Source organism: Paractinoplanes maris (genome assembly GCF_023544465.1).
Taxonomy (GTDB): Bacteria; Actinomycetota; Actinomycetes; order Mycobacteriales; family Micromonosporaceae; genus Actinoplanes; species Actinoplanes maris.
The window spans coordinates 114,224-136,052 of sequence record NZ_JALPVL010000012.1 but is presented as its reverse complement, the minus strand read 5'-3'; the positions used below and the strand labels follow the sequence as shown (position 1 = coordinate 136,052).

Here is a 21,829-nt window from a genome sequence, read left to right as displayed (position 1 = left end):
CCCTCGCCACCTCGGTTGACTGGACACCGTGGACAACACAGCGGTGGTCGTCGGGGCCGGGGTGGCGGGCCTGGCCGCCGCCCGGGTGCTGCATGACCGGTACGACCAGGTGACCGTGCTCGACCGCGACACGCTGCCGGACGAGGCCGTGCCCCGGCGTGGGGTGCCGCAGGGCAGCCAGCCGCACATCCTGCTCGCCTCGGGGCTGCGCGAGCTGAGCATGCTCTTCCCCGGTTTCGAGGAGGAGCTGATCGCCGCGGGCGAGCTGCCCGACCCGATCCTGGGCGAGCTGCTCGACCGGGCCGAGCCGCTCAGCGAGATCGTCGTGGCGAAGTTCCCGTCGTCGCGGCGACGGCTCTTCGAGAGCCTGGACACACCGCCGCCGGGACACGTGGCGCTCGGCGACGCGATCTGCAGCGTCAACCCGATCTATGGGCAGGGTATGACGTGCGCGACGCTCTCGGCCCGCGCCCTACGCGTCCCAGATCGACGCCGGCATCAACCGCGCCTTCGTCCGGGTGCAGCAGCTGCTCGACCCGCCGTCGGTGCTCATGCGGCCGGGATTTGTGTTGCGCGTGCTGCAGCGGTCCTACCACCGTAGAAGGCATGGGTGACTACGACTTCGCTGCGCTGGAAGCACGATGGCGGCCGGTGTGGGAGTCGCTCGATCTCTTCGCCGCCGGCTCCTCGGGCGGGGAGCGCCGCACGGTGGTCGACATGTTCGCCTATCCCTCGGGCGACCTGCACATGGGGCACGCGGAGGCGTACGCGTTCGGCGATGCCGTGGCGCGGTACTGGATTCAGCTGGGTCACGACGTGCTGCACCCGGTGGGGTGGGACTCGTTCGGGCTGCCCGCCGAGAACGCGGCGATCAAACGCGGCACGCACCCGGCCGACTGGACCTACGCCAACATCGCGACGCAGGCCGAGACGTTCCGCCGCTTCGCCACGTCCATCGACTGGCGCACCCGCCTGCACACCAGCGACCCGTCCTACTACCGCTGGACGCAATGGTTGTTCCTGCGGCTGCTCGGGGGCGGTCTGGCCGAGCGCCGCCCCGCCCCGGTCAACTGGTGTCCCGTCGACCAGACCGTGCTGGCCAACGAGCAGGTGATCGACGGCCGGTGCGAGCGGTGCGACAGCCCGGTCACCACACGCGAGCTCACCCAGTGGTTTCTCAAGATCACCGCGTACGCCGATCAGCTGCTCGACGACCTGGCCGAGCTCGAGGGCCGGTGGCCCGCCGCCGTCCTGACCATGCAGCGCAACTGGATCGGCCGGGCCGGCGGCACCTATCGGCTGCACGACTGGCTGATCTCGCGCCAGCGCTACTGGGGTTGCCCCATCCCGGTCGTGCACTGTGGAGCATGCGGGATCGTGCCGGTGCCCGATGACCAGCTGCCGGTGCTGCTGCCCGATCTGCGCGGAGCCGACCTGACGCCGAAGGGTGTCTCGCCGCTGGCCGCCGCCCGCGACTGGGTGGCCGTCGACTGCCCGCGCTGCGGCGAGCCGGCCGAGCGGGACACGGACACGCTCGACACCTTCGTCGACTCGTCCTGGTATTTCCTGCGGTACTGCTCCCCCTCGTACGGGAAAGGGCCGTTCGATCCGGACGAGGTGCGGCGGTGGATGCCGGTCGATCAGTACATCGGCGGACCGGACCACGCTGTGCTGCACCTGCTCTACGCCCGGTTCTTCACGAAGGCTCTGCGTGACCTCGGCCTGATCGATTTCGGTGAGCCGTTCCGCCGCCTGCTCACCCAGGGTCAGGTGATTCTGCACGGCGCGGCGATGAGCAAGTCCCGGGGCAACCTGGTCCGCCTGGGCGAGCAGCTCGACCGGTACGGCGTCGACGCGGTGCGCCTGACCATGGTGTTCGCCGGCCCGCCGGAGGAGGACATCGACTGGGCCGACGTGTCGCCCGACGGTTCGGTGCGCTTCCTGGACCGCGTGTTGCGCCTGGCCGCCGGCGTGACGTCCGCTCCCGGTGTCCCGTTCGAGCAGGGTGACACCGAGCTGCGCCGCACCACCCACCGGCTGCTGCGCCAGATCACCGACCTGATGGAGCACCGCCGGTTCAACGTGGTCGTCGCCCGCGCGATGCAGCTGGCCAACGCCGCCCGTCACGCGCCGCCCGGCGACCCGGCGACCCGCGAGGCCGTCGAAGCACTGGCCGTGGTGCTGTCCCTCGTCACGCCCTACACCGCCGAGGAGATGTGGTCGCGTCTCGGCCACGCCCCGGGGGTGGCCCGCGCCGGGTGGCCCGCCATCGACCCCGCCCTGGCCGCCGACCGCACCGTGACCTGCGTCGTCCAGGTGGACGGCAAGGTCCGGCACCGCCTCGAGGTGCCGGCCGGCATCAACGCCGCCGACCTCGAGAGGCTCGCGCTGGCCGTGGCCGGCCGCCCGGTGACCCGCGCCATCGTCCGGCCACCCTCGCTGGTCAACCTGCTCACGGCCTGATCGTCGCCCCCCGGAACGCGGGTCCGGTGGATCATCCTGCTGACCACCGGTGTTCTCGCGCTGCTCCTGGTGGCAACGTCACAACGACGCCGTCGGCGGCGGGCCGTTCCGGCGATCGGGCGCCAACCTCTAGCGCGCTGAAAGATTTCATGCATAAGCTGCGTGGGTGAATGACGGAGTGGTCAGGGTGGGCGAGCGGGTGCTCGACCTGTTTGCCGGGGCCCGGCTCACTCCGACCCAGCGGCGCATAGCCCACTGCCTGGTCGAGCACGCCGGCAAGGCCGCCTACCTCTCCGCGGCCGAGGTCGCCGACCTGGCCGGGGTCAGTCAGCCCTCGGTCACCCGCTTCGCCATGGCTCTCGGCTACGACGGTTACCCGGCCTTGCGGCGGGTGCTCCGCGAGCTCACCGGGGGTTCGGACGGCGACGGCGGGCGGGAGCACAACGCCCTGCAGACGGCGGTGGCCGCTGAGGCCGAGCATTTGGGGCGGCTCTGCCACCAGCTGGAGCGGCTCGATGACGTACGCCGGGGGGCCGAGCTCCTGATCGCGAGCCGGCCTCTGCCGGTGCTCGGGTTGCGGTCGGCGGCGCCCCTGGCCGGCTATTTCGGGTATTTCGCCAGCAAGGTGCACCCGGATGTGCGCGTGCTCGACGCGGGCGGGACGTCGCTGGTCGACCGGCTCGATCAGGCCCGGGCCGCCGGTGCCGGTGCCATGCTGGCCCTGGTGCTGCCGCGCTATCCGCGGGAGTCGCTCGAGGCGATCCGGGAGGCCCGGGGCATGGGGTACGCGGTGGTCGCGATCACCGACTCGGCCGTCTCCCCGGTGGCCGAGCACGCCGACGTCGTGCTGCCCGCCGCGGTCGGCACCCGGCTCGTCTTCGACCTGCACACCGGGCCGATGGCGATGGCCATGGTGCTGCTGCAGGCGATGTGCGACGCCGACCCGGAGCCGGTGCAGCGGCGGCTGGAGCAGTTCGAGGCCACGGCCGCGCGCCGGCAGATTTTCCAGGCTTGAGAAGAACAGGAAGGTCGACGATGTCGGAGATCAGGGCACCGCGCGGAACGGCGTACACCGCCCAGGGCTGGCCGCAGGAGGCGGCCAAGCGGATGCTGATGAACAACCTCGACCCCGACGTGGCCGAGCGCCCCGAGGACCTGGTGGTCTATGGCGGCACCGGACGGGCCGCGCGGGACTGGCCGTCCTTCCACGCGATCGTGCGGGAGCTCGACGTGCTGGCCGGCGATGAGACGCTGCTGGTGCAGTCGGGCCGTCCGGTGGGTGTGTTCCGTACGCATGAATGGGCCCCGCGGGTGCTGATCGCCAACTCCAACCTCGTCGGCGACTGGGCCACCTGGCCCGAGTTCCGCCGGTTGGAGAACCTCGGCCTGACCATGTACGGCCAGATGACCGCCGGGTCCTGGATCTACATCGGCACCCAGGGCATCCTGCAGGGCACCTACGAGACCTTCGCCGCCGTCGCCGCCAAGCGGTTCAACGGCACCCTGGCCGGCACGCTGACCCTGACCGGCGGCTGCGGCGGCATGGGCGGCGCCCAGCCGCTCGCGGTGACCATGAACGGCGGCGTCTGCCTGATCGTCGACGTCGACCGGACCCGTCTGCGGCGCCGCGTCGACACCCGCTACCTCGACGAGATCGCCGACGACCTCGACGACGCGCTGGCCCGGGCCGAGAAGGCCAAGCGGGAGAAGCGCGCGGTGTCGATCGGGGTGGTCGGCAACGCCGCGCTCGTGTTCGGCGAGATCCTGACCCGCGGCGTCGAGATCGACATCGTCACCGACCAGACCAGCGCGCACGACCCGTTGTCGTATCTGCCGGTCGGCGTCGAACTGGCCGACGCCGCCGAGTACGCACGGACGAAGCCCGAGGAGTTCACCGAGCGCGCCCGTGGCAGCATGGCCAAGCAGGTCGCCGCCATGGTCGGCTTCCTCGACGCCGGGGCCGAGGTGTTCGACTACGGCAACTCGATCCGCGGCGAGGCCCAGCTGGCCGGCTATCAGCGCGCCTTCGACTTCCCGGGCTTCGTCCCGGCGTACATCCGGCCGCTCTTCGCCGAGGGCAAGGGGCCGTTCCGCTGGGCCGCGCTCTCGGGTGACCCGGCCGACATCGCGGCGACCGACAAGGCCATCCTCGAGCTCTTCCCGGAGAACGAGTCGCTGGCCCGGTGGATGAAGATGGCCGAGGAGCGCGTCGCGTTCCAGGGCCTGCCGGCCCGGATCTGCTGGCTCGGCTACGGCGAGCGGGACAAGGCCGGCGTGCGCTTCAACGACATGGTGGCGTCGGGCGAGCTCAAGGCGCCGCTGGTGATCGGCCGCGACCACCTCGACTCGGGCTCGGTCGCCTCGCCCTACCGCGAGACCGAGTCGATGCTCGACGGCTCCGACGCGATCGCCGACTGGCCGCTGCTCAACGCCCTGCTCAACACGGCCAGCGGCGCGAGCTGGGTGTCGATCCACCACGGCGGCGGCGTCGGCATCGGCCGCTCGATCCACGCCGGTCAGGTCTGTGTGGCCGACGGCACGCCGCTGGCCGGGCAGAAGATCGAGCGGGTGCTGACCAACGACCCCGGTACGGGTGTGATGCGGCACGTCGACGCCGGCTACGAGTCGCAGGCCGCCGCGGGCGTGCACCTCCCGATGCGGGACGCCCGGTGACCGCGACGTTCGCCGAGCTGTGGAACGGGATCGCGCCGATCGGGCGGGTCCGCAACGGGGGCTACCTGCGTTACGCGCTGGAGGAACCGGAACTGGTGCTGCGCGACTGGTTCCGCAACCAGGCCGCCCGCCGGGACATGGCGGTCACCGACGACGGCAACGGCAACCTGTTCGCCTGGTGGGGTGACCAGTGGGGCCACGACGCGGTGCTCACCGGCTCGCACTTCGACTCGGTGCCGCACGGCGGGGGCTTCGACGGGCCACTCGGCATCGTCAGCGCGTTCCTGGCGGTCGACGAGCTGCGCCGGCGGGGGCACGTGCCGCGGCGGCCGATCGCCGTCGTCGCGTTCGTCGAGGAGGAGGGGGGCCGGTTCGGCGTACCGTGCCTCGGGTCCCGCCTCCTGAGCGGTGCGATCGAGCCCGCGCAGGCGGCGGCGTTGACCGACCGGGAGGGCATCACGTTCGGTGAGGCCCTCGGCGACACACCCGCGGGCCGGCTGCCCGGGCTGACCGGCCGGATCAACTCGCTGGTCGAGCTGCACATCGAGCAGGGGCGCGCGCTCGACGTGCCGGTCGGGGTGGCCAGCGCGATCTGGCCGCACGGGCGCTGGCGGTTCGATTTCACCGGCATCGGCGACCACGCGGGCACCACCCGGATGGCCGACCGGCGCGACCCGATGCTGACCTTCGCGTACACGGTGCTGGCGGCCAACAAGGAGGCCCGGCTGGCCGGGGCGCACGCGACGATGGCCCGGGTCGAGGTCGAGCCGAACGCCACCAACGCGATCCCGTCGCTGGTGCGGGGCTGGCTGGACGCGCGGGCGGCCGAGACCGGCACGCTGGACGGGGTCGTCGACGCGGTGATCAAGCGGGCGCACGAGCGGGCCGGGCGGGACGGCACCGGGATCACGGTGACGCCGGAGTCGTTCAGTGCCGAGGTGACCTTCGAGGAGTCGCTGGCGGCACGGATCGCCGGGCTGCTCGGCGGAGCGCCGATCCTGCCGACGGGCGCGGGGCACGACGCGGGAGTGCTGTCGGCCCACGTGCCGACCGCGATGCTGTTCGTGCGCAACCCGACGGGTGTCTCGCACTCCCCGGCCGAGCACGCCGAACCGGAGGATTGCGTGGCGGGCATCGAGGCGCTCGCCCGGGTCCTCGGCGACCTGACATGACTGTCTACTTCGCCGAGTACGCCTGGACGAGCGGCCGCCTCGCCCGCAACGTCCGCATCGACGTCCACGACGGCGTGATCACCGCCATCACCCCGACCGCAGGCAGCCCTTCCACCGGCGAGCCCGCCCCGGGCAGTCCCCTTGCCGCCGCGCCCAGCGCAGCCGGCGCGCCCACCGCGGGCGCTCCCCCGGCCCCCGCGCCCACCTTCCCCACCCCTGGCGCGGACAAAACGGGCATCCACCTGCCTGGCCTGGTTCTGCCGGGCTTTGCGAACGCGCATTCGCATGCCTTTCACCGGGCTTTGCGGGGGCGCACGCACGCGGGCGGCGGCAGTTTCTGGACGTGGCGCGACCTCATGTACGCGGTCGCCGGCCGCCTCGATCCGGACTCCTACTACGCGCTGGCCCGCGGCGTGTATGCCGAGATGGCCCTGTCCGGGATCACCGCGGTCGGCGAGTTCCACTACCTGCACCACGGCCCCGACGGCGTGCCCTACGGCGATCCGAACGCGATGGGTCACGCGCTTCTCCAGGCAGCGGCCGACGCCGGCATCCGGATCACGTTGCTGGACACGCTCTATCTGACGTCCGGTGTGGACGCCAAACCGCTCGAGGGAGTGCAGCGCCGCTACGGCGATGGCGACCTGGACGGCTGGTCGGCCCGCACCGACCTGCTGCGCGCCCAGCCGCACGCCAAGATCGGCGCGGCCCTGCACTCGGTCCGGGCGGTCCCGGCCGATGTCATGTCGACCTTCGCCCACCGCACCGACGGCCAGCCCGTGCACGTGCATCTCTCCGAGCAACGCGCCGAGAACGAGCAGTGCCAGGCTGTCCACGGTTGCACACCGACCGAGCTGCTCGAGGCGCACGGCGTCTGGCAGCCGATGACCGTGGCCGTGCACGCTACCCACCTCACCGATCGCGACATCGACATCCTTGGCGATCACCAGGTGTGCTTCTGCCCCACCACCGAACGCGACCTCGCCGACGGCATCGGGCCGGCCCGCCGGTTGGCCGGGGCCGGCGCGGCGCTGAGCCTGGGCAGCGACAGCCACGCCGTGATCGACCAGTTCGAGGAGCTGCGGGGTCTGGAGATGAACGACCGGCTGGCCAGCGAGCAGCGCGGCCGGTTCACCCCGGCCGAGTTGATCGCCGCCGCGGCCAACCACAGGTCGATCGGCTGGTTCGACGCCGGAGACCTCGCCCCCGGCCACCGGGCCGACTTCGTCTGCGTGGCGCTCGACACCGTCCGCACTGCCGGAGCCGATCCCGCACAGGCCGTTCTGGCCGCGACGGCAGCCGACATCACGCACGTCGTGGCGGACGGCCGGATGATCGTGTCCGAGGGCCGCCACACCGCGATCGACGTCCCGCGCGCACTCAGCGCCGCGATCACGGCACTCACCGGCCGCCAAGGCCCGCTTCCCCGTGATCCGGAGGCGCTCCCAGGAGATCGAGCGCTTCCCGCCGACGGGCGCGCGCTTCCCGCCGATGAACGCGCGCTCACCACCGACGAACGCGCGCTCACCACCGACGGGCGCGCACTCACCACCGACGACAGCCCACTCACCACCGACGGGCGCGCACCTTCCGCGGCGGCACGGTCATTCGTCGAGGAGCGGCGCCCATGAGCGAGGAGCGGCGCCCATGAGCATCGTCATCGACAACATCGGCGAGCTGGTCACCAATGACGAGGGCGAGGGCCTGCTCGGCGTACGGAAAGACGTGGCCGTGGCGATCGAGGGCGACCGCATCGCCTGGATCGGCCCGTCATCGCAGGCCCCCGCGGCCGATCAGCGGATCGACGCCCGGGGCGGCGCCGTCCTGCCGGGCTTTGTGGACAGTCACGCGCACCTGGTCTTCGCCGGTGACCGGGCGGCCGAGTTCGGCGCGCGGATGGCCGGCGAGCCGTACACCGGCGGTGGCATCCGCACCACGGTCGCGGCAACCCGGGCGGCCGGCGACGACGAGCTGCTCGGCCGGGCCCGGCGGCTCGTCGGTGAGGCGCGGCGGCAGGGCACCACCACGATCGAGATCAAGAGCGGGTACGGGCTGAACGTCGCCGACGAGGCCCGGTCGTTGCGGATCGCGCGCGAGCTGAGCGACGAGACGACGTTCCTCGGCGCGCACGTGGTGCCGGCCGGGAGCGACCCCGGCGAGTACGTGGATCTGGTGCGCGGCCCGATGCTGGAGGCCTGCGCCCCGTACGCGAAATGGATCGACGTGTTCTGCGAGCGCGGCGCCTTCGACGAGGAGCAGACCCGGGCGATCCTGACCGCCGGCCGCCGCAAGGGCCTGGGGCTCCGGGTGCACGCCAACCAGCTGGCCGAGGGGCCCGGCGTCCGGCTCGCGGTCGAGCTGGGGGCGGCCAGCGCCGACCACTGCACGCATCTGAGCAGCGCCGATGTCGACGCGCTGGCCGGATCGGCGACGGTCGCCACGCTGCTGCCCGGAGCCGAGTTCTCGACCCGCTCGCCCTACCCCGACGCGCGCCGGCTGATCGACGCCGGCGTCTCGGTGGCGCTCGCCACCGACTGCAATCCCGGCTCCTCCTACACCTCGTCGATGCCGTTCTGCATCGCGCTCGCCGTCCGGGACATGCGGATGACACCGGCCGAAGCCGTGTTCGCGGCGACCGCCGGCGGCGCGCGGGCCTTGCGCCGCGACGACATCGGCCGGTTGCGCCCCGGTGCCCGGGCCGACCTGGCGGTGCTCGACGCGCCGTCCCACCTGCACCTGGCCTACCGGCCCGGCGTTCCCCTGATCAAACAGATCCTGCACGGCGGACTGCTGTCCGACGCGTTCGAACTCACCGAAGGCCAGTCATCATGATCGTCACAGTCCAGCCCACCGGCGTGACTCCGGCCGATGTGCTCGCGGTCGCTCGCGGTGACGCCCGCGTCGAGATCGCCCCCGAGACCGTCACCGCCATGGCCACGAGCCGCGAGATCGTCGACCGGATCGAGGCCTCCGGCCGTCCCGTGTACGGGGTGTCGACCGGCTTCGGCGCGCTGGCCAACACGTCCATCGCCCCCGAGCGCCGAGCCGAGCTCCAGCACGCGCTGATCCGCTCGCACGCGGCCGGCATCGGCGCGCCCATGCCCCGCGAGGTGGTGCGGGCGATGATGCTGCTGCGGCTGCGCTCGCTCGCGCTGGGCCGCTCGGGTGTCCGCCCGGTGCTCGCCCAGGGCCTGGCCGACCTGCTCAACCACGACATCACCCCGTGGGTGCCCGAGCACGGCTCGCTGGGCGCCTCGGGCGACCTGGCCCCGCTGGCCCACTGCGCGATCGTGCTGCTCGGCGAGGGCTGGGTGCTGGGCAAGGACGGCGCCCGCCTGGCCGCGGCCGAGGCGCTGCACACGGCCGGCATCGAGCCGCTCGAGCTGGCCGCCAAGGAGGGGCTGGCGCTGATCAACGGCACCGACGGCATGCTGGGCATGCTGCTGCTCGCCATTGACGACGCCGCGCACCTGTTCGCGATGGCCGACGTGACCGCGGCGCTGGCGATCGAGGCGATGCTGGGCTCGGAGCGGCCGTTCCTGCCCGAGCTGCACGAGATCCGCCCGCACCCCGGCCAGTCGGCCTCGGCCGCCAACATCCTCCAGCTGCTCCAGGGCTCGGCGATCATGGATTCGCACCGCGACGACCTGGCCCACGCGGTGCAGGACGCGTATTCGATGCGCTGCGCCCCGCAGGTGGCCGGAGCCGCCCGCGACACGCTCGATTTCGTCCGCACGACCGCCGCCCGCGAGCTGGTGTCCGTGGTGGACAACCCGGTCGTGCTGCCCGACGGGCGGGTCGAGTCGACCGGCAACTTCCACGGCGCGCCGCTCGGCTTCGCCGCCGACTTCCTGGCCATCGCCGCCGCCGAGGTGGGCGCGATCGCCGAACGCCGCGTCGACCGCCTGCTCGACGTGACGCGCAACCGCCGGCTGCCGCCGTTCCTCTCCCCCGACGCCGGTGTCAACTCGGGCCTGATGATCGCCCAGTACACGGCGGCCGGGATCGTCGCCGAGAACCGCCGGCTGGCCGCACCCGCCTCGGTCGACTCGCTGCCGACCAGCGGCATGCAGGAGGACCACGTCTCGATGGGCTGGGCCGCCACCAAGAAGCTGCGCACGGTCCTCGACAATCTGACCAGCCTGCTCGCCGTCGAACTGATCTCCGCGGTCCGCGGCCTGCAGCTGCGCGAGCCGCTCGTCCCGTCGCCGGCCGGCCGGGCCGCGATCGCCGCCCTCGAGCCCGCCGCGGGCCGGCCCGGCCCCGACCTGTTCCTGGCCCCGGCGCTCGAGGCCGCCCGGTCGGTCGTGGCGGGCCGCGACCTGCGCGCCCGGATCGAGGACGCCGTCGGCCCGCTGCGGTGACGGTTGATCCACATCGATGGGGTGCAGCCAGGCTGGCCCGGATGGGCTAGCGTGCTTAGCGCTGCCTAGAGATGTGGATCCGGGGGACACGATGGGCATTGAGGTTCCGCCCGAGGAGGTTCGGCGGCACGCGCGCGACGTCGACGAGACGGGGCGCATGCTCGACGAGGCACGGGCCGCGGCGGCGCACATCCGCGTGTCCAGCAACGCGTACGGATACTTCGTGGGTGCCGTGATCGCGAATGTCTACATGAATCCGCACGCGGATGAGGCGATCGCCGCGTACCAGAAGACTGTGGACGGCATGAATGGCCTGGCCGGCCAGGTGCGCGCGCTGGCCGACGACTACGAGCACACCGACGAGCGGGCCGCCGACCGGATCAAGGGCACGCGATGAGCGACGCGGCCGCGCTGTCCCGGTCGAGCCTGATCGCGCCCGAGGCCGAGACCAAGGGATACGAGGGTGCCGGCATCCTCGAGGCGGCCATGGGTGTCAAGGACGGCATCAAGGAGGAGAACTACTTCGGCGCCGCCGGCAACGCCGCGGTGGTCGGGCTGAGCGCGCTGGGCGCGATCATGGATCCGTTCCAGGCGGTCTTCGCGGCCGGTGTCGGCTGGCTCATGGAGCACCTGGACTGCCTGCGGGAGCCGCTGGACGCCCTGCTCGGCGACCCCAAGGAGATCGAGGGTCACGCCGCCACCTGGCGCAACCTGCAGGCCCGGACGTACGAGGCCACCGACTACTTCGCCGGCCAGGTGAGCACCGCGACGTCGCGCTGGGTCTCCGACGCGGTCACGGCCTATCGCGCGAAGGCGTCCACGATGGCCGACAGCAGCCTGGCGCTGGGCGAGGTCGCCGACGCGATGGCCGAGGCCACGCTGATCGCCGGCGCGATCGTCGGCGTGTTCCGCAACATGGTCCGCGATCTGATCGCCGAGCTGGTCGGGGCCGCGATCTCCAAGGCCGTCCAGGCGCTGCTGGTCGTGACGATCCCCAAGATCCTGGCCGAGGTGGCGCTGATGGTGGCCGAGTGGGCCGGCCGGATCGTGCGGGTGATGCGCCAGCTCAGCGACGCCATCACCGCGCTGGGCAGCAAGTTCCCCGCGCTCGCCCAGGTCTGCACCCGGATCGCCCGGACCATGGACGACTCGATGTCCGACTTCCAGTACGGTTCGCTGTTCCTCAACTCGTCGAAGCTGCACGCCGCCGACAGCCACATCAGCGACAGCGAGGGCGCCTGGGGTGGCTTCAAGCACGCGTACAAGACCTTGGCGCAGGGCGACACGGTTGTGCACGGCACGCAGGCCCAGATCGCGGCCGACGCGTTACGCGAGGGCGTCAAGATGAACAGCATCCAGAACGGTGGTACCACCGCCGGTTCCCTGCACAATGACGAGCCCGACAAGCCGCAGATCGATCTGCCGCTCTAGGCGATCGCGAGGATGGGGCGATGACCGACGACGACAACCGCCGGGCCGAGCGCCGGCGGCGGATGGACGAGCTGCTCGGTGAGGCCGAGGAAAATGTGGCCCGCAGCCGGGCGGCGCGGGAGAGGCCGGTGGTCGAGGAACGTCGCGGCACCGTCTGGGGCAGCGCGCTCGGCGTCGTGATCCTGCTCGCGCTGGCGACCGTCTTCTATCTGGGCTCGCGGACCGTCGGCCGGTTCTCCGGCCCCGACTTCGCTGACGCGAGCCGCCAGGGCACGGCGACCGTCGAGAGCTGCGAGCGGCAGGGGCCCATCACGACCAAGGGTTTCGGCTACTTCGACGCCTGCACCGTCAGCATCACCTGGAACGACGGCGCGGGCCCGCGGATCCTGATCGACGAGCCCGGGTTTATGAAGGGCGAGAAGCCCGGCGACACCTTCGAGATCGGCCAGAACTCCGGCACCCGCGGCAGCGTCGGCTACTCCCGGCCGGAGGTGCCCGACCGGGGCTGGGTGACCGCCGTGCAGGTTGTCCTGGCGGTGATTGCTTTCCTTTTCGCGGCCGGGATCTTCGTGTTCTTCCGCGAGACGATCAAGGACATGCGCCGCCGCAACTGAGATGTCAGGCGCCAGCCGTCAGGCGGCGGGGTCGGTCGTCTGCCACGGGCAGTCGTTGACCTTGGGCTCGACGACGACGAAGGTCTTGGCGGCCGTCGTGGTCTCGCTGTCGGAGGTCACGGGCTCGCTGGCGAAGACCACGGAAAGACCGACGAGCGCTGTGGCCGCGAAGAGGGCGGCGAACCGGAGCTGCATGAATTTCTCCCCAGGCTGTTGCGGGACGCGGTACCCCGAGAACCGCTCCCTCAAGCATGTCCCAGGAAGTTGACAGCTTCCTGAGAGCGGAGTCAGCTCGTCACTTCGCGGGCGATGACCTTGGAGAGCTCGCGGAAGGCCTTGCCCCGATGGCTGATCGCGTCCTTCTCGGCCGGTGACAGCTCGGCGTTGGTGCGGGTCTGGCCGTCGCCCAGGAAGATCGGGTCGTAGCCGAAGCCGCCCTCGCCACGACGCGCGCGCAGGATCGTGCCCGACTGCCGGCCCTCGACCAGATGCTCCCGGCCGTTGGGCAGCACGAGCGCCGCGGCGCAGACGAAGGCGCCGCCCCGCTGCTCGTCGGACACGTCGGCGATCTGACCCAGCACCAGGTCGAGGTTGGCCTCGTCGTCACCGTGCCGGCCGGACCAGCGGGCGCTGAAGACGCCGGGCATGCCGTTGAGCGCGTCGACCGCGAGGCCCGAGTCGTCGGCCACCGTGGGCAGCTTGGTGCGCTTGGCCCCCTCACGGGCCTTGATCAGCGCGTTCTCCCCGAAGGTGAGGCCGGTCTCGGGGACGTCGGGGTAGCCCTCGTAGTCAGCCAGGCCGACCAGCGCGACGCGGTTGGCCCCGAGCGACGTGTCGAGGATGCGCTGCAGCTCGACCAGCTTCTTCTTGTTGGCCGTGGCCAGCAGGAGCTTGGCGCTCATGAGGTCAGAGCCTTCTGCTGGGCGGCGGCCAGGTCGGCGCAGCCGGCGACGGCCAGATCGAGCAGCGCGTCGAGCTGGTCGCGGCGGAAGACGCCGTCCTCCCCGGTGCCCTGCACCTCGACGAAGTCGCCGTCGCCGGTGCACACCACATTCATGTCGACCTCGGCCGCGACGTCCTCGAGATACATCAGGTCGAGGCGGGGCTCGCCCTCGATGATGCCGACGCTGACGGCCTGGATCGAGCGGTGCATGACCTTTTCCACCCGGCCGGCCAGGGACTTGCGCTCGGCCAGCCAGCCCACCGCGTCGTGCAGCGCCACATAGGCCCCGGTGATCGCGGCGGTGCGGGTGCCGCCGTCGGCCTGCAGCACGTCACAGTCGAGAACGATCGAATTCTCGCCGAGCGCCTTGAGGTCGATGCAGGCGCGCAGGCTGCGGCCGATCAGGCGGGAGATCTCGTGGGTGCGGCCGCCGACCTTGCCCTTGATGCTCTCGCGGTCGCCGCGGGTGTTGGTGGCCCGGGGCAACATCGCATATTCCGCGGTGACCCAGCCCAGACCCGAGCCTTTGCGCCAGCGCGGCACGCCCTCGGTGACGCTCGCGGTGCAGAGCACTCGGGTGTTGCCGAACTCGACGAGCACCGACCCCTCGGGGTGGATGCTCCAGCTCCGGCTGAGGGTCACCGGGCGCAGTTGGTCGGCCGTGCGGCCGTCGGGGCGTGCCATGCCTGAACCTTATTAGGCCGCGGGCCGGACCGCCGAATCCACCCCGCAGCTTGTGGACAACTCTGCCGGCCTTGGATGAATGACTCGGCCCGCCTGTGGACGACTCAGCCGAACCAGCCGGTTGCGGCCTCGGCCGGGCCGGCCGGGCGGGGCACCGCGGGCCGCAGCACGGCGGTCGGCCGCGGACGGCCCACCAGCGCCACGTCGGGCAGGGCGCCGTGCGCCCGCAGGAAGCCGTCGACCGCCTGCGGCCAGCCGAAGTGCTCGGCCCGGGCCCGCGCGGCGGCCCGGCGCTCCGGCTCGGGGCGTTCCATCAGGCGGCGTACGCCGTCGGCGAAGGCCTCCGCGGTGCCGGGCACCGCGACGCCGGCCACGCCCACGACCTCGGGCAGGGCGCTCGTCTCGTTGACCACGACCGGCGTGCCGCAGGCCAGCGCCTCGAGAGCGGCCAGGCCGAACGTCTCGACCGGGCCGGGTGCGAGCACCACGTCGGCACTGGCCAGCAGGGCGGCCACCGCGGACCGGTCGGCGATGTGCCCGGCGAAGCGCACCGGCAGCCGGGCCGCCCGATAGGCCAGCGCGGCCCGCCGGGTGCCGTCTCCGGCCACCGCCAGGACCGCGGGCACCTTGTCGTTGCGCAGCACGCCGATCGTGTCCACGGCCAGCTCGGGCCGCTTCTGGCCGGAGAGCCGGCTGCAGAAGACCACGAGCAGCTCGCCGGGCCGGGCGTAACGGGCGCGGACCGCCTCGTCGGCGCGATCGGGGTGGAACTCGTCGAGGTCGACGCCGAGCGGCACCTCGGTCAGGTTGGGCACGCCCAGCCGGCGGAACTCGGCCGCCGCGAACGAGGTGGTGCAGATGATCTGGTCGAAGAACTCGGCCGTACGCAGGTTGAACTTGTCGGCCACGGCGTCGCGCTTGGGCACGCCCCAGACACCGAGCAGGCCGGCCAGGCTCTCGTGCGACACCATCATCGAGCCGACGCCGCGCTGCCGGGCCCAGCCGCCCGTCCAGCGCAGGCTGGTGCGGTCGGAGACCTCGAGGCGGTCGGGCTCCAGCTCGTCGAGCAGCTTGGTGAGCTCGCGCCGGCTGGTCATGACCCGGTATCCGCCGGTGCGGGGCAACGGGGCGCTGGGCAGGGTGATGACCCGGCCCTGGGAGGTCATCTTGTCGGAGCGTTCACGTCCGGGGACGATCAGCACCGCTTCGTGGCCGGCTCGCTGGTAGCCCTCGCCGAGGTTGCGGAGGGCTGTCCGCAGGCCACCGGAGTGGGTTGTCACGAAGTTGGCCAAGCGAACGATGCGCATGCAACAACTCCAAGATCACGATCTGCGGGTGCTCAGTAGCCGGACCGCTCCCCCGCCCCGGTCCAGGGCCTAGAGATCGTAGCGGGCACCGGGACGCACGACCTCAACCGGTCCCGCAAACGCGGCCACGGCGGCATCCACAATAGATGCCTCCGAGACCCACGCGGGCACGAGATGGGTCAGCAGCAGCTTGCCCACGTCGGCCTTGGTGGCCGCCTCGCCCGCCTCACCGCCGGTGAGATGCAGGCCAGGAGGGTTCTCGGCGCCGTCCAGGTAGCTCGCCTCACACAGAAACAAATCCGCACCCGCGGCGAGTCGCAGCAGCGGTTCGCACGGTGCCGTGTCCGAGGAGTACGCGAGCACTCGCCCACCGTGCTCGATCCGGACGCCATAGGTCTCGATCGGATGGTTGACCCGGTCGACCGTGATCGTGAAAGGACCGATCGGGAACGTCCCCGGCTGCAGGCCGTAGAAGGTGTAGACGTCGTCGATCGCCTCGCTCTCCTGGCTGTACGCGGCCGAGATGCGCTCGGCGGCACCCAGCGGGGCGTAGACCGGCACCGGCGGCAGCGGGCCGGACGGGTCGTAGCGGCGGACCACGATGTAGGTGCACGCGTCCAGCATGTGGTCGCAGTGCAGGTGGGTGAGGATGATCGCATCGATCTTGTTCATGTCCGAGTAGCGCTGCAGCGCGGACAACGAACCCGACCCGAAGTCGACCAGCAGCCGGAAGCCCTCAGCCTCGACGAGGTAGGCGGAACAAGCCGACTCGGGGCCGGGAAAACTGCCGGCACAGCCGAGAACGGTCAGTCGCATGCGGGTCCCTCTGGCTCACGCTGGGTCGAACACGCCCCGCCCGACCGGTCCGTGCGGCATTCTTCAGACCAGTCAATCACGGAGCGAAGCGTACGCCGGGACCTGCGCGCCATGTATACGTCTGATCGATTTGTCGCCAAATCGACAACCTACATCACAGCGCCCGTGACCTCGGCCATTAACGCAATTCCCGTTACGTCCGGTGAGTCGTTTGCGTTGCACAAAGTGAGGACTTCTGAGGACGGAACAGACGGAGGCAGCGTGACCCTGGTCCAGAAAGACCGCACCACGCACACCGAGGCGGCGGCAATCATGCCGTTCGGTGGGTGGGAGAGTACACCGGCCGGAGCGGCGCTGGACGGCGACGAGGCGCTTTTCCGGTTCCCGGCCCCCGACGACCCGGCGCCGACCACTGCTCGCCTGCTCACGATGGCCGGCGCGGCCGCCCTTCTGGGCTTCACGGTGGTGGGCGTGGGAGCGCGCGCATTCGTCACCGTGCTGGGCGGAGCGCCGTTCTGGTACGTGCCGACGCTCGCCCTATTCGGATTGTTGAGCATTGCCCTGATGGTCGGCGCGTTCCTGTCGATCCACCGCGCGTTCCTGCCATGGCTGCTGCTGGTGTGCGCGATCGGGCCGCTGACCGTCGACATTCTGATAGCTGCCCTTTATTGAGGCGCCTATGCCCACAGTTGCCCTTCGAGGGCTTCTTCCGCGTCGTTGAGCGTGCCGCCGTAGGCCCCCGTCGAGAGGTATTTCCAGCCGCCGTCGGCGATGACGAAGGCCACGTCGGCACCGCGGCCGGCTTTGACTGCCTCGTGGGCCACGGCGAGCGCGGCGTGCAGGATCGCGCCGCTGGAGAAGCCGGCGAAGATGCCCTCGACCTCGACGAGCTGGCGGGTGCGCAGGACGGCGTCGCGGGTGCCGACCGAGAACCGGCGGTCGAGCACGCTGGCGTCGTACAGCTCGGGCACGTAGCCCTCGTCGATGTTGCGCAGCCCGTAGACCAGCTCGCCGTACCGCGGCTCGGCGGCGATGATCTGGATGCCGTCGACCTTCTCCTTGAGGAAGCGGCCGGTGCCCATCAGCGTGCCGGTGGTGCCCAGGCCGGCCACGAAGTGCGTGATGGTCGGCAGATCGTGCAGCAGCTCGGGACCGGTGGTCTCGTAGTGCGCGCGGGCGTTGGCCGGGTTGCCGTACTGATACAGCATCTTCCAGTCGGGGTGCTCGACGGCGATCTGCTTGGCCGTCGCGACCGCCTGGTTGGAACCGCCGGCGGCCGGCGAGAAGAGGATCTCCGCCCCGTACATCCGCAGGATCTGGATCCGCTCGGCCGACACGTTCTCCGGCATCACGCAGACGAGGCGATAGCCTCGCAGCTTGGCCACCATGGCCAGCGCGATGCCGGTGTTGCCGCTGGTCGGCTCGAGGATGGTGTCGCCCGGGTGCAGGTGGCCGGACTCCTCGGCCTCGCGCACCATGAAGAGCGCGGCCCGGTCCTTGATGCTCCCGGTCGGGTTGCGGTCCTCCAGCTTGGCCCAGAGCCGCACCGGCGGTGCCCCGTCGGGCACCGTCGGCGACAGACGGGGCAGGCCGACGAGCGGCGTGCCCCCACAGGCGTCAAGCAGGCTCTCGAAGCGAGCCATCCCCGGTCAGCGCCCGAGGAGGGCGGCCGCCGCCGCGAAGCCCAGGGCGCCACCGGCCACGGCCGGGAGGATGGTGATCGAGTCACCGTCGCTGAGCTTGGCGTCGAGCGCGCCCAGGAAGCGGACGTCCTCGTCGTTGACGTAGATGTTGACGAACCGGTGCAGGCCGCCCTCGGTGGTGATGAGCCGTCCCTTGAGACCGTTGTGCTTGGTGTCCAGGTCGTCGATCAGCGCGCTCAGCGTCTCGCCGGCACCCTCGACGGTCTTGGCGCCGCCGGTGTAGCTGCGCAGGATGGTGGGAACGCGAACTTCGATAGCCATGGCTGTGAATGCTCCAAAGGAAGGCAGAACTGAGGGCAGGGGACGCTTACGGAGTGGTCGTCAACGACACTCGTAAACGACCGACACCGGGCTCTGCCCGAACATGTACGACTGCACAGCGCTAGCCATCACGCGTCTACCGTCGCATCCACGATGTTGATCTCTTCCTCGGTCACCACGCCGTCCACTATGCGGAACGATCGGATCTCTTCCGAGTCGCTCTCGCGCGTGGAAACGAGCACATAGTGGGCGCCGGGCTCGCCGGCGAACGAGATGTCGGTGCGCGAGGGATAAGCCTCGGTGGCCGTGTGCGAGTGGTAGATGACCACCGGCTCCTCGTCGTTGTCGTCCATCTCGCGCCACACCCGCAGCTGCTCCATGGAGTCGAACTCGTAGAACGTCATCGACCGGGCGGCGTTGTCCATCGGAATGAGCCGGGTCGGCAGGTCGCTGCCGATCGGGCCGGCGATCACGCCACAGGCCTCGTCGGGGTGGTCCCGGCGGGCGTGGGCAACGATCGCGTCGACGATCGCGCTGTCGATGGTCAGCACGCTGTTCACATTACCGTGAGAATTGAGCGAGCCTCGCGTGGCGCGGCTCACTCGATTTCGGGCAAGGCGTTGAGCAGCGACTCCTGCAGGTAGCCCAGGTAGGCGTACACGCTCAGCTGGAACACCCGGCTGGAGCCGGGGTCGTGCAGCACGGCGTCGTCGAGCTCGGCGCTCAGGTCGGTGTCGGCCTGGATGTCGAGCCGGGTGCCCATCGCGAGCCGGGCGTCGTTGATCGCCCGCAGCCAGGCCTCGGCGGCCTCGCCGTCGAGGCGTACCTCACCCTCGCCCTCGTCGGGCAGGGCCGCGAGGATCGCCCCGGCCTGATCGATCTTGCCGGTTTTGAGATCCCCCTCGGTGTAGAGGCGGAACTCCTCGGAATCGTCCGGACGATCCGGATAGATGTCGGGGAAGAGCCGGCTGACGACCGGATCGGTGTGATCCATGCCGTCGGTCAGCAGGCCGACCACCTCACCGGCGACCTTGCGCAGGACGCGCACCTCGTCGACCGCGAACGTGGCCACGCACGTGCTGCCGTTGCGTCGGAACATCTGCCCTCTCCCGCGGTGTTCAGTCCCGGTCCACCGTCGCCCAGAGACCGTATCCGTGCAGCTGATTTGCGTCCATCTCCATACGCTCGCGCGCACCCGAACTGACCACCGCCCGGCCCTTCGTGTGCACGTCGAGCATCAGCGCCTCGGCTTTCTCCTTCGAGTAGCCGAAGAGCTTCTGAAAAACCCAGGTCACGTATGACATGAGGTTGACCGGATCATCCCAGACGATGGTCACCCACGGCCGATCATCGGCTGGTGCCTCCTCGATCTCGGGGCTCTCGACGGGAGCGACCTGCGGCATCGCCATGCCCCCCATGTTGCCACCGGTTTCGCCGCATCGGTGAACCGGAACACCGAACCGCAGGTCAGGACGCGGTTCGTAAGGGGCCGCCGGGCGCAATAGGGTGGGTTCCGTGAACACCTACGCCCCCGCGCTGATGACCGATCAGTACGAGCTGACCATGGTCAGCGCCGCCCTGCGGGACGGCACGGCCGACCGGCGCTGCGTCTTCGAGGTCTTCGCCCGCCGCCTGCCCGGTGGCCGGCGCTACGGCGTGGTGGCCGGGACGGGCCGGCTGCTCGAGCTGATCCGCGAGTTCCGCTTCGGCTCGGCCGACATCGACTTCCTGCGCGGGGCGGACATCGTCGACGAGACGACCGCCCGGTGGCTGGCCGGCTATCGCTTCACCGGCGACATCGACGGCTACGCCGAGGGCGAGCTCTATTTCCCGGGCTCGCCGATCATGACGGTCACCGGCACGTTCGCCGAGTGTGTGGTGCTCGAGACGCTGATCCTCTCGGTGCTCAACCACGATTCGGCGGTGGCCTCGGCGGCCGCCCGGATGGTCACCGCGGCGCGCGGCCGGCCGATCATCGAGATGGGCTCCCGGCGTACGCATGAGGAGTCCGCCATCGCGGCCGCCCGGGCCGCCTTCCTGGCCGGGTTCGCGTCCACGTCCAACCTCGCGGCGGGCGCCCGCTACGGCATCCCGACCACCGGCACCTCGGCGCACGCGTTCACGCTGCTGCACGACGACGAGCCGGCCGCCTTCGCGTCCCAGGTGGCCGCGCTCGGCAAGAACACCACGCTGCTGGTCGACACGTACGACATCAGCCAGGGCATCCGCAACGCGATCGCCGTGGCCGGGCCCGATCTGCGAGCCGTACGCATCGACTCGGGCGACCTGTCGGTGCTGGCCCAGCACTCGCGGGAGCTGCTCGACTCGCTCGGCGCCACCGAGACCAAGATCATCGTTTCCGGCGACATGGACGAGTACGCGATCGCCACGCTCGCCGCCGAGCCGGTCGACATGTACGGCGCGGGCACGGCCGTGGTCACGGGCTCGGGCGCGCCCACCGCGGGCATGGTCTACAAGCTGGTCGAGGTTGAGGGCCGCCCGGTCGTCAAGCGCTCGGAGAACAAAGCGACCATCGGGGGCCGCAAGACCGCCGTACGCCGGCACAAGCCCACCGGCACGGCGATCGAGGAGGTCGTGGTGTCGCAGGGCGTGCCCGACCACGCCGCCAACGACCGGCTGCTGCAGCGCACCCTGGTGGTGGGCGGCGAAGTGGTCGAGACACCGACGTTGCCGGAGTCCCGGGAACACCTGCGGCAGTGCCTGATCTCGATACCGTGGGAGGGTCTGAAGCTCTCCGCCGGCGACCCGGCCGTCCCGGTCACCATCGTCCCGACCAGTTAGGGGTTCCCTGTGACACGAGCGCTGATCATCGTCGACGTCCAGAACGACTTCTGCGAGGGCGGCTCGCTGGCCGTCACCGGGGGCGCCGCGGTCGCCGCGGGTGTCTCGCTGGTGCTGAGCAAGGCCGGGCAGCGATGGGATCACGTGGTCGCCACCAAGGACTGGCACATCGACCCGGGTAACCACTTCAGCGACCACCCCGACTACCGGGACACCTGGCCGGCGCACTGCGTGGTCGGCTCGGGCGGCGCCGATTTCCACCCCGAGCTGGCGACCGACCGCATCGAGGCGGTCTTCCACAAGGGTGAGCACCAGGCGGCGTATTCGGGCTTCGAGGGCCACACCGAGGCCGGCGAGACCCTCGCCGGGTGGCTGCGCGAGCGGGGTGTGACGGAGGTCGAGCTGGTGGGCATCGCCACAGACCATTGCGTACGAGCCACCGCGCTCGACGCGAAGGCCGAGGGCTTCGACACGACGGTGTTGCTGGAGCTGACGGCCGGTGTCGCGGCCGGGACGACAGCGGCCGCCATCGAGCAGTTCAAGTCGGCGTCGATCGAGACGACGGGGGCGCCGGTCGTCTCGTCCTGATCCGCCTT

The 21,829-nt window shown here is 71.0% G+C and carries 23 protein-coding genes and 1 pseudogene; 14 read left to right on the top strand and 10 right to left on the bottom strand.

Features of this window, described 5'->3' with window-relative positions:
- Positions 1-28: 28 nt before the first annotated feature.
- The 11 genes from NAG42_RS31960 to NAG42_RS31910 all read left to right on the top strand — a co-directional run bounded on the left by NAG42_RS31960 (position 29) and on the right by NAG42_RS31910 (position 12,717).
- Positions 29-601, top strand: coding sequence for a hypothetical protein (locus tag NAG42_RS31960; protein ID WP_250035650.1), 573 nt, complete (start codon positions 29-31; stop codon positions 599-601).
- A gap of 5 nt (positions 602-606) precedes the next feature.
- Complete coding sequence (locus tag NAG42_RS31955) at positions 607-2,463, top strand: leucine--tRNA ligase (RefSeq protein ID WP_250035649.1); 1,857 nt, start codon at positions 607-609, stop codon at positions 2,461-2,463.
- Positions 2,464-2,629: 166 nt separating this feature from the next.
- On the top strand, positions 2,630-3,478 hold the full coding sequence (locus NAG42_RS31950) for a MurR/RpiR family transcriptional regulator (protein ID WP_250035648.1): 849 nt from the start codon (positions 2,630-2,632) through the stop codon (positions 3,476-3,478).
- Positions 3,479-3,498: 20 nt separating this feature from the next.
- Entirely contained in the window at positions 3,499-5,136 is a 1,638-nt protein-coding gene (gene hutU, locus NAG42_RS31945) for a urocanate hydratase (protein ID WP_250035647.1), read from the top strand.
- Positions 5,133-6,308, top strand: coding sequence for an allantoate amidohydrolase (locus NAG42_RS31940; protein WP_250035646.1), 1,176 nt, complete (start codon positions 5,133-5,135; stop codon positions 6,306-6,308). Before hutU ends, NAG42_RS31940 begins: the two co-directional genes overlap by 4 nt.
- Positions 6,305-7,939 (top strand): formimidoylglutamate deiminase, encoded by a 1,635-nt coding sequence (locus tag NAG42_RS31935; RefSeq protein ID WP_250035644.1) that lies wholly within the window; start codon positions 6,305-6,307, stop codon positions 7,937-7,939. Before NAG42_RS31940 ends, NAG42_RS31935 begins: the two co-directional genes overlap by 4 nt.
- A gap of 16 nt (positions 7,940-7,955) precedes the next feature.
- Positions 7,956-9,140 (top strand): imidazolonepropionase, encoded by a 1,185-nt coding sequence (gene hutI, locus NAG42_RS31930; RefSeq protein WP_250035643.1) that lies wholly within the window; start codon positions 7,956-7,958, stop codon positions 9,138-9,140.
- Entirely contained in the window at positions 9,137-10,672 is a 1,536-nt protein-coding gene (hutH, locus tag NAG42_RS31925) for a histidine ammonia-lyase (RefSeq protein WP_284046173.1), read from the top strand. Before hutI ends, hutH begins: the two co-directional genes overlap by 4 nt.
- A gap of 91 nt (positions 10,673-10,763) precedes the next feature.
- Complete coding sequence (locus tag NAG42_RS31920) at positions 10,764-11,069, top strand: type VII secretion target (RefSeq protein ID WP_250035642.1); 306 nt, start codon at positions 10,764-10,766, stop codon at positions 11,067-11,069.
- Positions 11,066-12,103, top strand: coding sequence for a hypothetical protein (locus NAG42_RS31915; RefSeq protein ID WP_250035641.1), 1,038 nt, complete (start codon positions 11,066-11,068; stop codon positions 12,101-12,103). The genes NAG42_RS31920 and NAG42_RS31915 overlap by 4 nt, the downstream gene beginning before the upstream one ends.
- A 20-nt stretch (positions 12,104-12,123) precedes the next feature.
- Positions 12,124-12,717 (top strand): DUF6346 domain-containing protein, encoded by a 594-nt coding sequence (locus NAG42_RS31910; protein WP_250035640.1) that lies wholly within the window; start codon positions 12,124-12,126, stop codon positions 12,715-12,717.
- A gap of 18 nt (positions 12,718-12,735) precedes the next feature.
- On the opposite strand, the gene NAG42_RS31905 is transcribed toward NAG42_RS31910, so the two are convergent.
- The 5 genes from NAG42_RS31905 to NAG42_RS31885 all read right to left on the bottom strand — a co-directional run bounded on the left by NAG42_RS31905 (position 12,736) and on the right by NAG42_RS31885 (position 16,467).
- Positions 12,736-12,912: a hypothetical protein gene (locus NAG42_RS31905; RefSeq protein ID WP_250035639.1), complete on the bottom strand. Its 177-nt coding sequence runs from the start codon at positions 12,910-12,912 to the stop codon at positions 12,736-12,738.
- A 92-nt stretch (positions 12,913-13,004) separates the two neighbouring features.
- Positions 13,005-13,619: an RdgB/HAM1 family non-canonical purine NTP pyrophosphatase gene (rdgB, locus tag NAG42_RS31900; protein WP_250035638.1), complete on the bottom strand. Its 615-nt coding sequence runs from the start codon at positions 13,617-13,619 to the stop codon at positions 13,005-13,007.
- Positions 13,616-14,344 carry a ribonuclease PH gene (gene rph, locus NAG42_RS31895; RefSeq protein ID WP_250035637.1) on the bottom strand — a complete coding sequence of 243 codons (729 nt, stop codon included), beginning with the start codon at positions 14,342-14,344 and terminating at the stop codon, positions 13,616-13,618. Before rph ends, rdgB begins: the two co-directional genes overlap by 4 nt.
- 104 nt (positions 14,345-14,448) lie before the next feature.
- On the bottom strand, positions 14,449-15,651 hold the full coding sequence (locus tag NAG42_RS31890) for a glycosyltransferase (protein ID WP_250035636.1): 1,203 nt from the start codon (positions 15,649-15,651) through the stop codon (positions 14,449-14,451).
- Positions 15,652-15,720: 69 nt separating this feature from the next.
- A complete protein-coding gene (locus tag NAG42_RS31885) occupies positions 15,721-16,467 on the bottom strand; it encodes an MBL fold metallo-hydrolase (RefSeq protein WP_250035635.1) in 747 nt (248 codons plus the stop codon).
- Between the two features lie 261 nt (positions 16,468-16,728).
- Between NAG42_RS31885 and NAG42_RS31880 the strand changes: the two genes are divergently transcribed.
- Positions 16,729-17,139, top strand: coding sequence for a hypothetical protein (locus NAG42_RS31880; protein ID WP_250035634.1), 411 nt, complete (start codon positions 16,729-16,731; stop codon positions 17,137-17,139).
- A 5-nt stretch (positions 17,140-17,144) separates the two neighbouring features.
- Here the strand turns inward: NAG42_RS31880 and NAG42_RS31875 are convergent, their stop codons facing one another.
- The 5 genes and pseudogenes from NAG42_RS31875 to clpS form a co-directional block, all read right to left on the bottom strand.
- Positions 17,145-18,110 carry a PLP-dependent cysteine synthase family protein gene (locus tag NAG42_RS31875; RefSeq protein WP_250035633.1) on the bottom strand — a complete coding sequence of 322 codons (966 nt, stop codon included), beginning with the start codon at positions 18,108-18,110 and terminating at the stop codon, positions 17,145-17,147.
- Between the two features lie 6 nt (positions 18,111-18,116).
- Positions 18,117-18,431, bottom strand: a complete 315-nt coding sequence (locus NAG42_RS31870) for a MoaD family protein (protein ID WP_250035631.1) — start codon at positions 18,429-18,431, stop codon at positions 18,117-18,119.
- A 60-nt stretch (positions 18,432-18,491) separates the two neighbouring features.
- A pseudogene (locus NAG42_RS31865) lies at positions 18,492-18,982 on the bottom strand (M67 family metallopeptidase).
- A 47-nt stretch (positions 18,983-19,029) separates the two neighbouring features.
- Complete coding sequence (locus NAG42_RS31860; RefSeq protein ID WP_250035629.1) at positions 19,030-19,530, bottom strand: DUF2017 domain-containing protein; 501 nt, start codon at positions 19,528-19,530, stop codon at positions 19,030-19,032.
- 19 nt (positions 19,531-19,549) lie between these two features.
- Entirely contained in the window at positions 19,550-19,840 is a 291-nt protein-coding gene (gene clpS, locus NAG42_RS31855; protein WP_250035628.1) for an ATP-dependent Clp protease adapter ClpS, read from the bottom strand.
- Between the two features lie 106 nt (positions 19,841-19,946).
- On the opposite strand from clpS, the gene NAG42_RS31850 reads away from it, so the two are divergent.
- Both NAG42_RS31850 and NAG42_RS31845 read left to right on the top strand, forming a co-directional pair.
- The gene (locus NAG42_RS31850; protein WP_250035627.1) at positions 19,947-21,233 is read left to right on the top strand and encodes a nicotinate phosphoribosyltransferase; all 1,287 of its coding nucleotides are present in this window, start codon (positions 19,947-19,949) and stop codon (positions 21,231-21,233) included.
- 9 nt (positions 21,234-21,242) lie between these two features.
- Positions 21,243-21,821, top strand: a complete 579-nt coding sequence (locus tag NAG42_RS31845; protein WP_250035626.1) for an isochorismatase family protein — start codon at positions 21,243-21,245, stop codon at positions 21,819-21,821.
- The last annotated feature ends 8 nt before the right edge of the window (positions 21,822-21,829 follow it).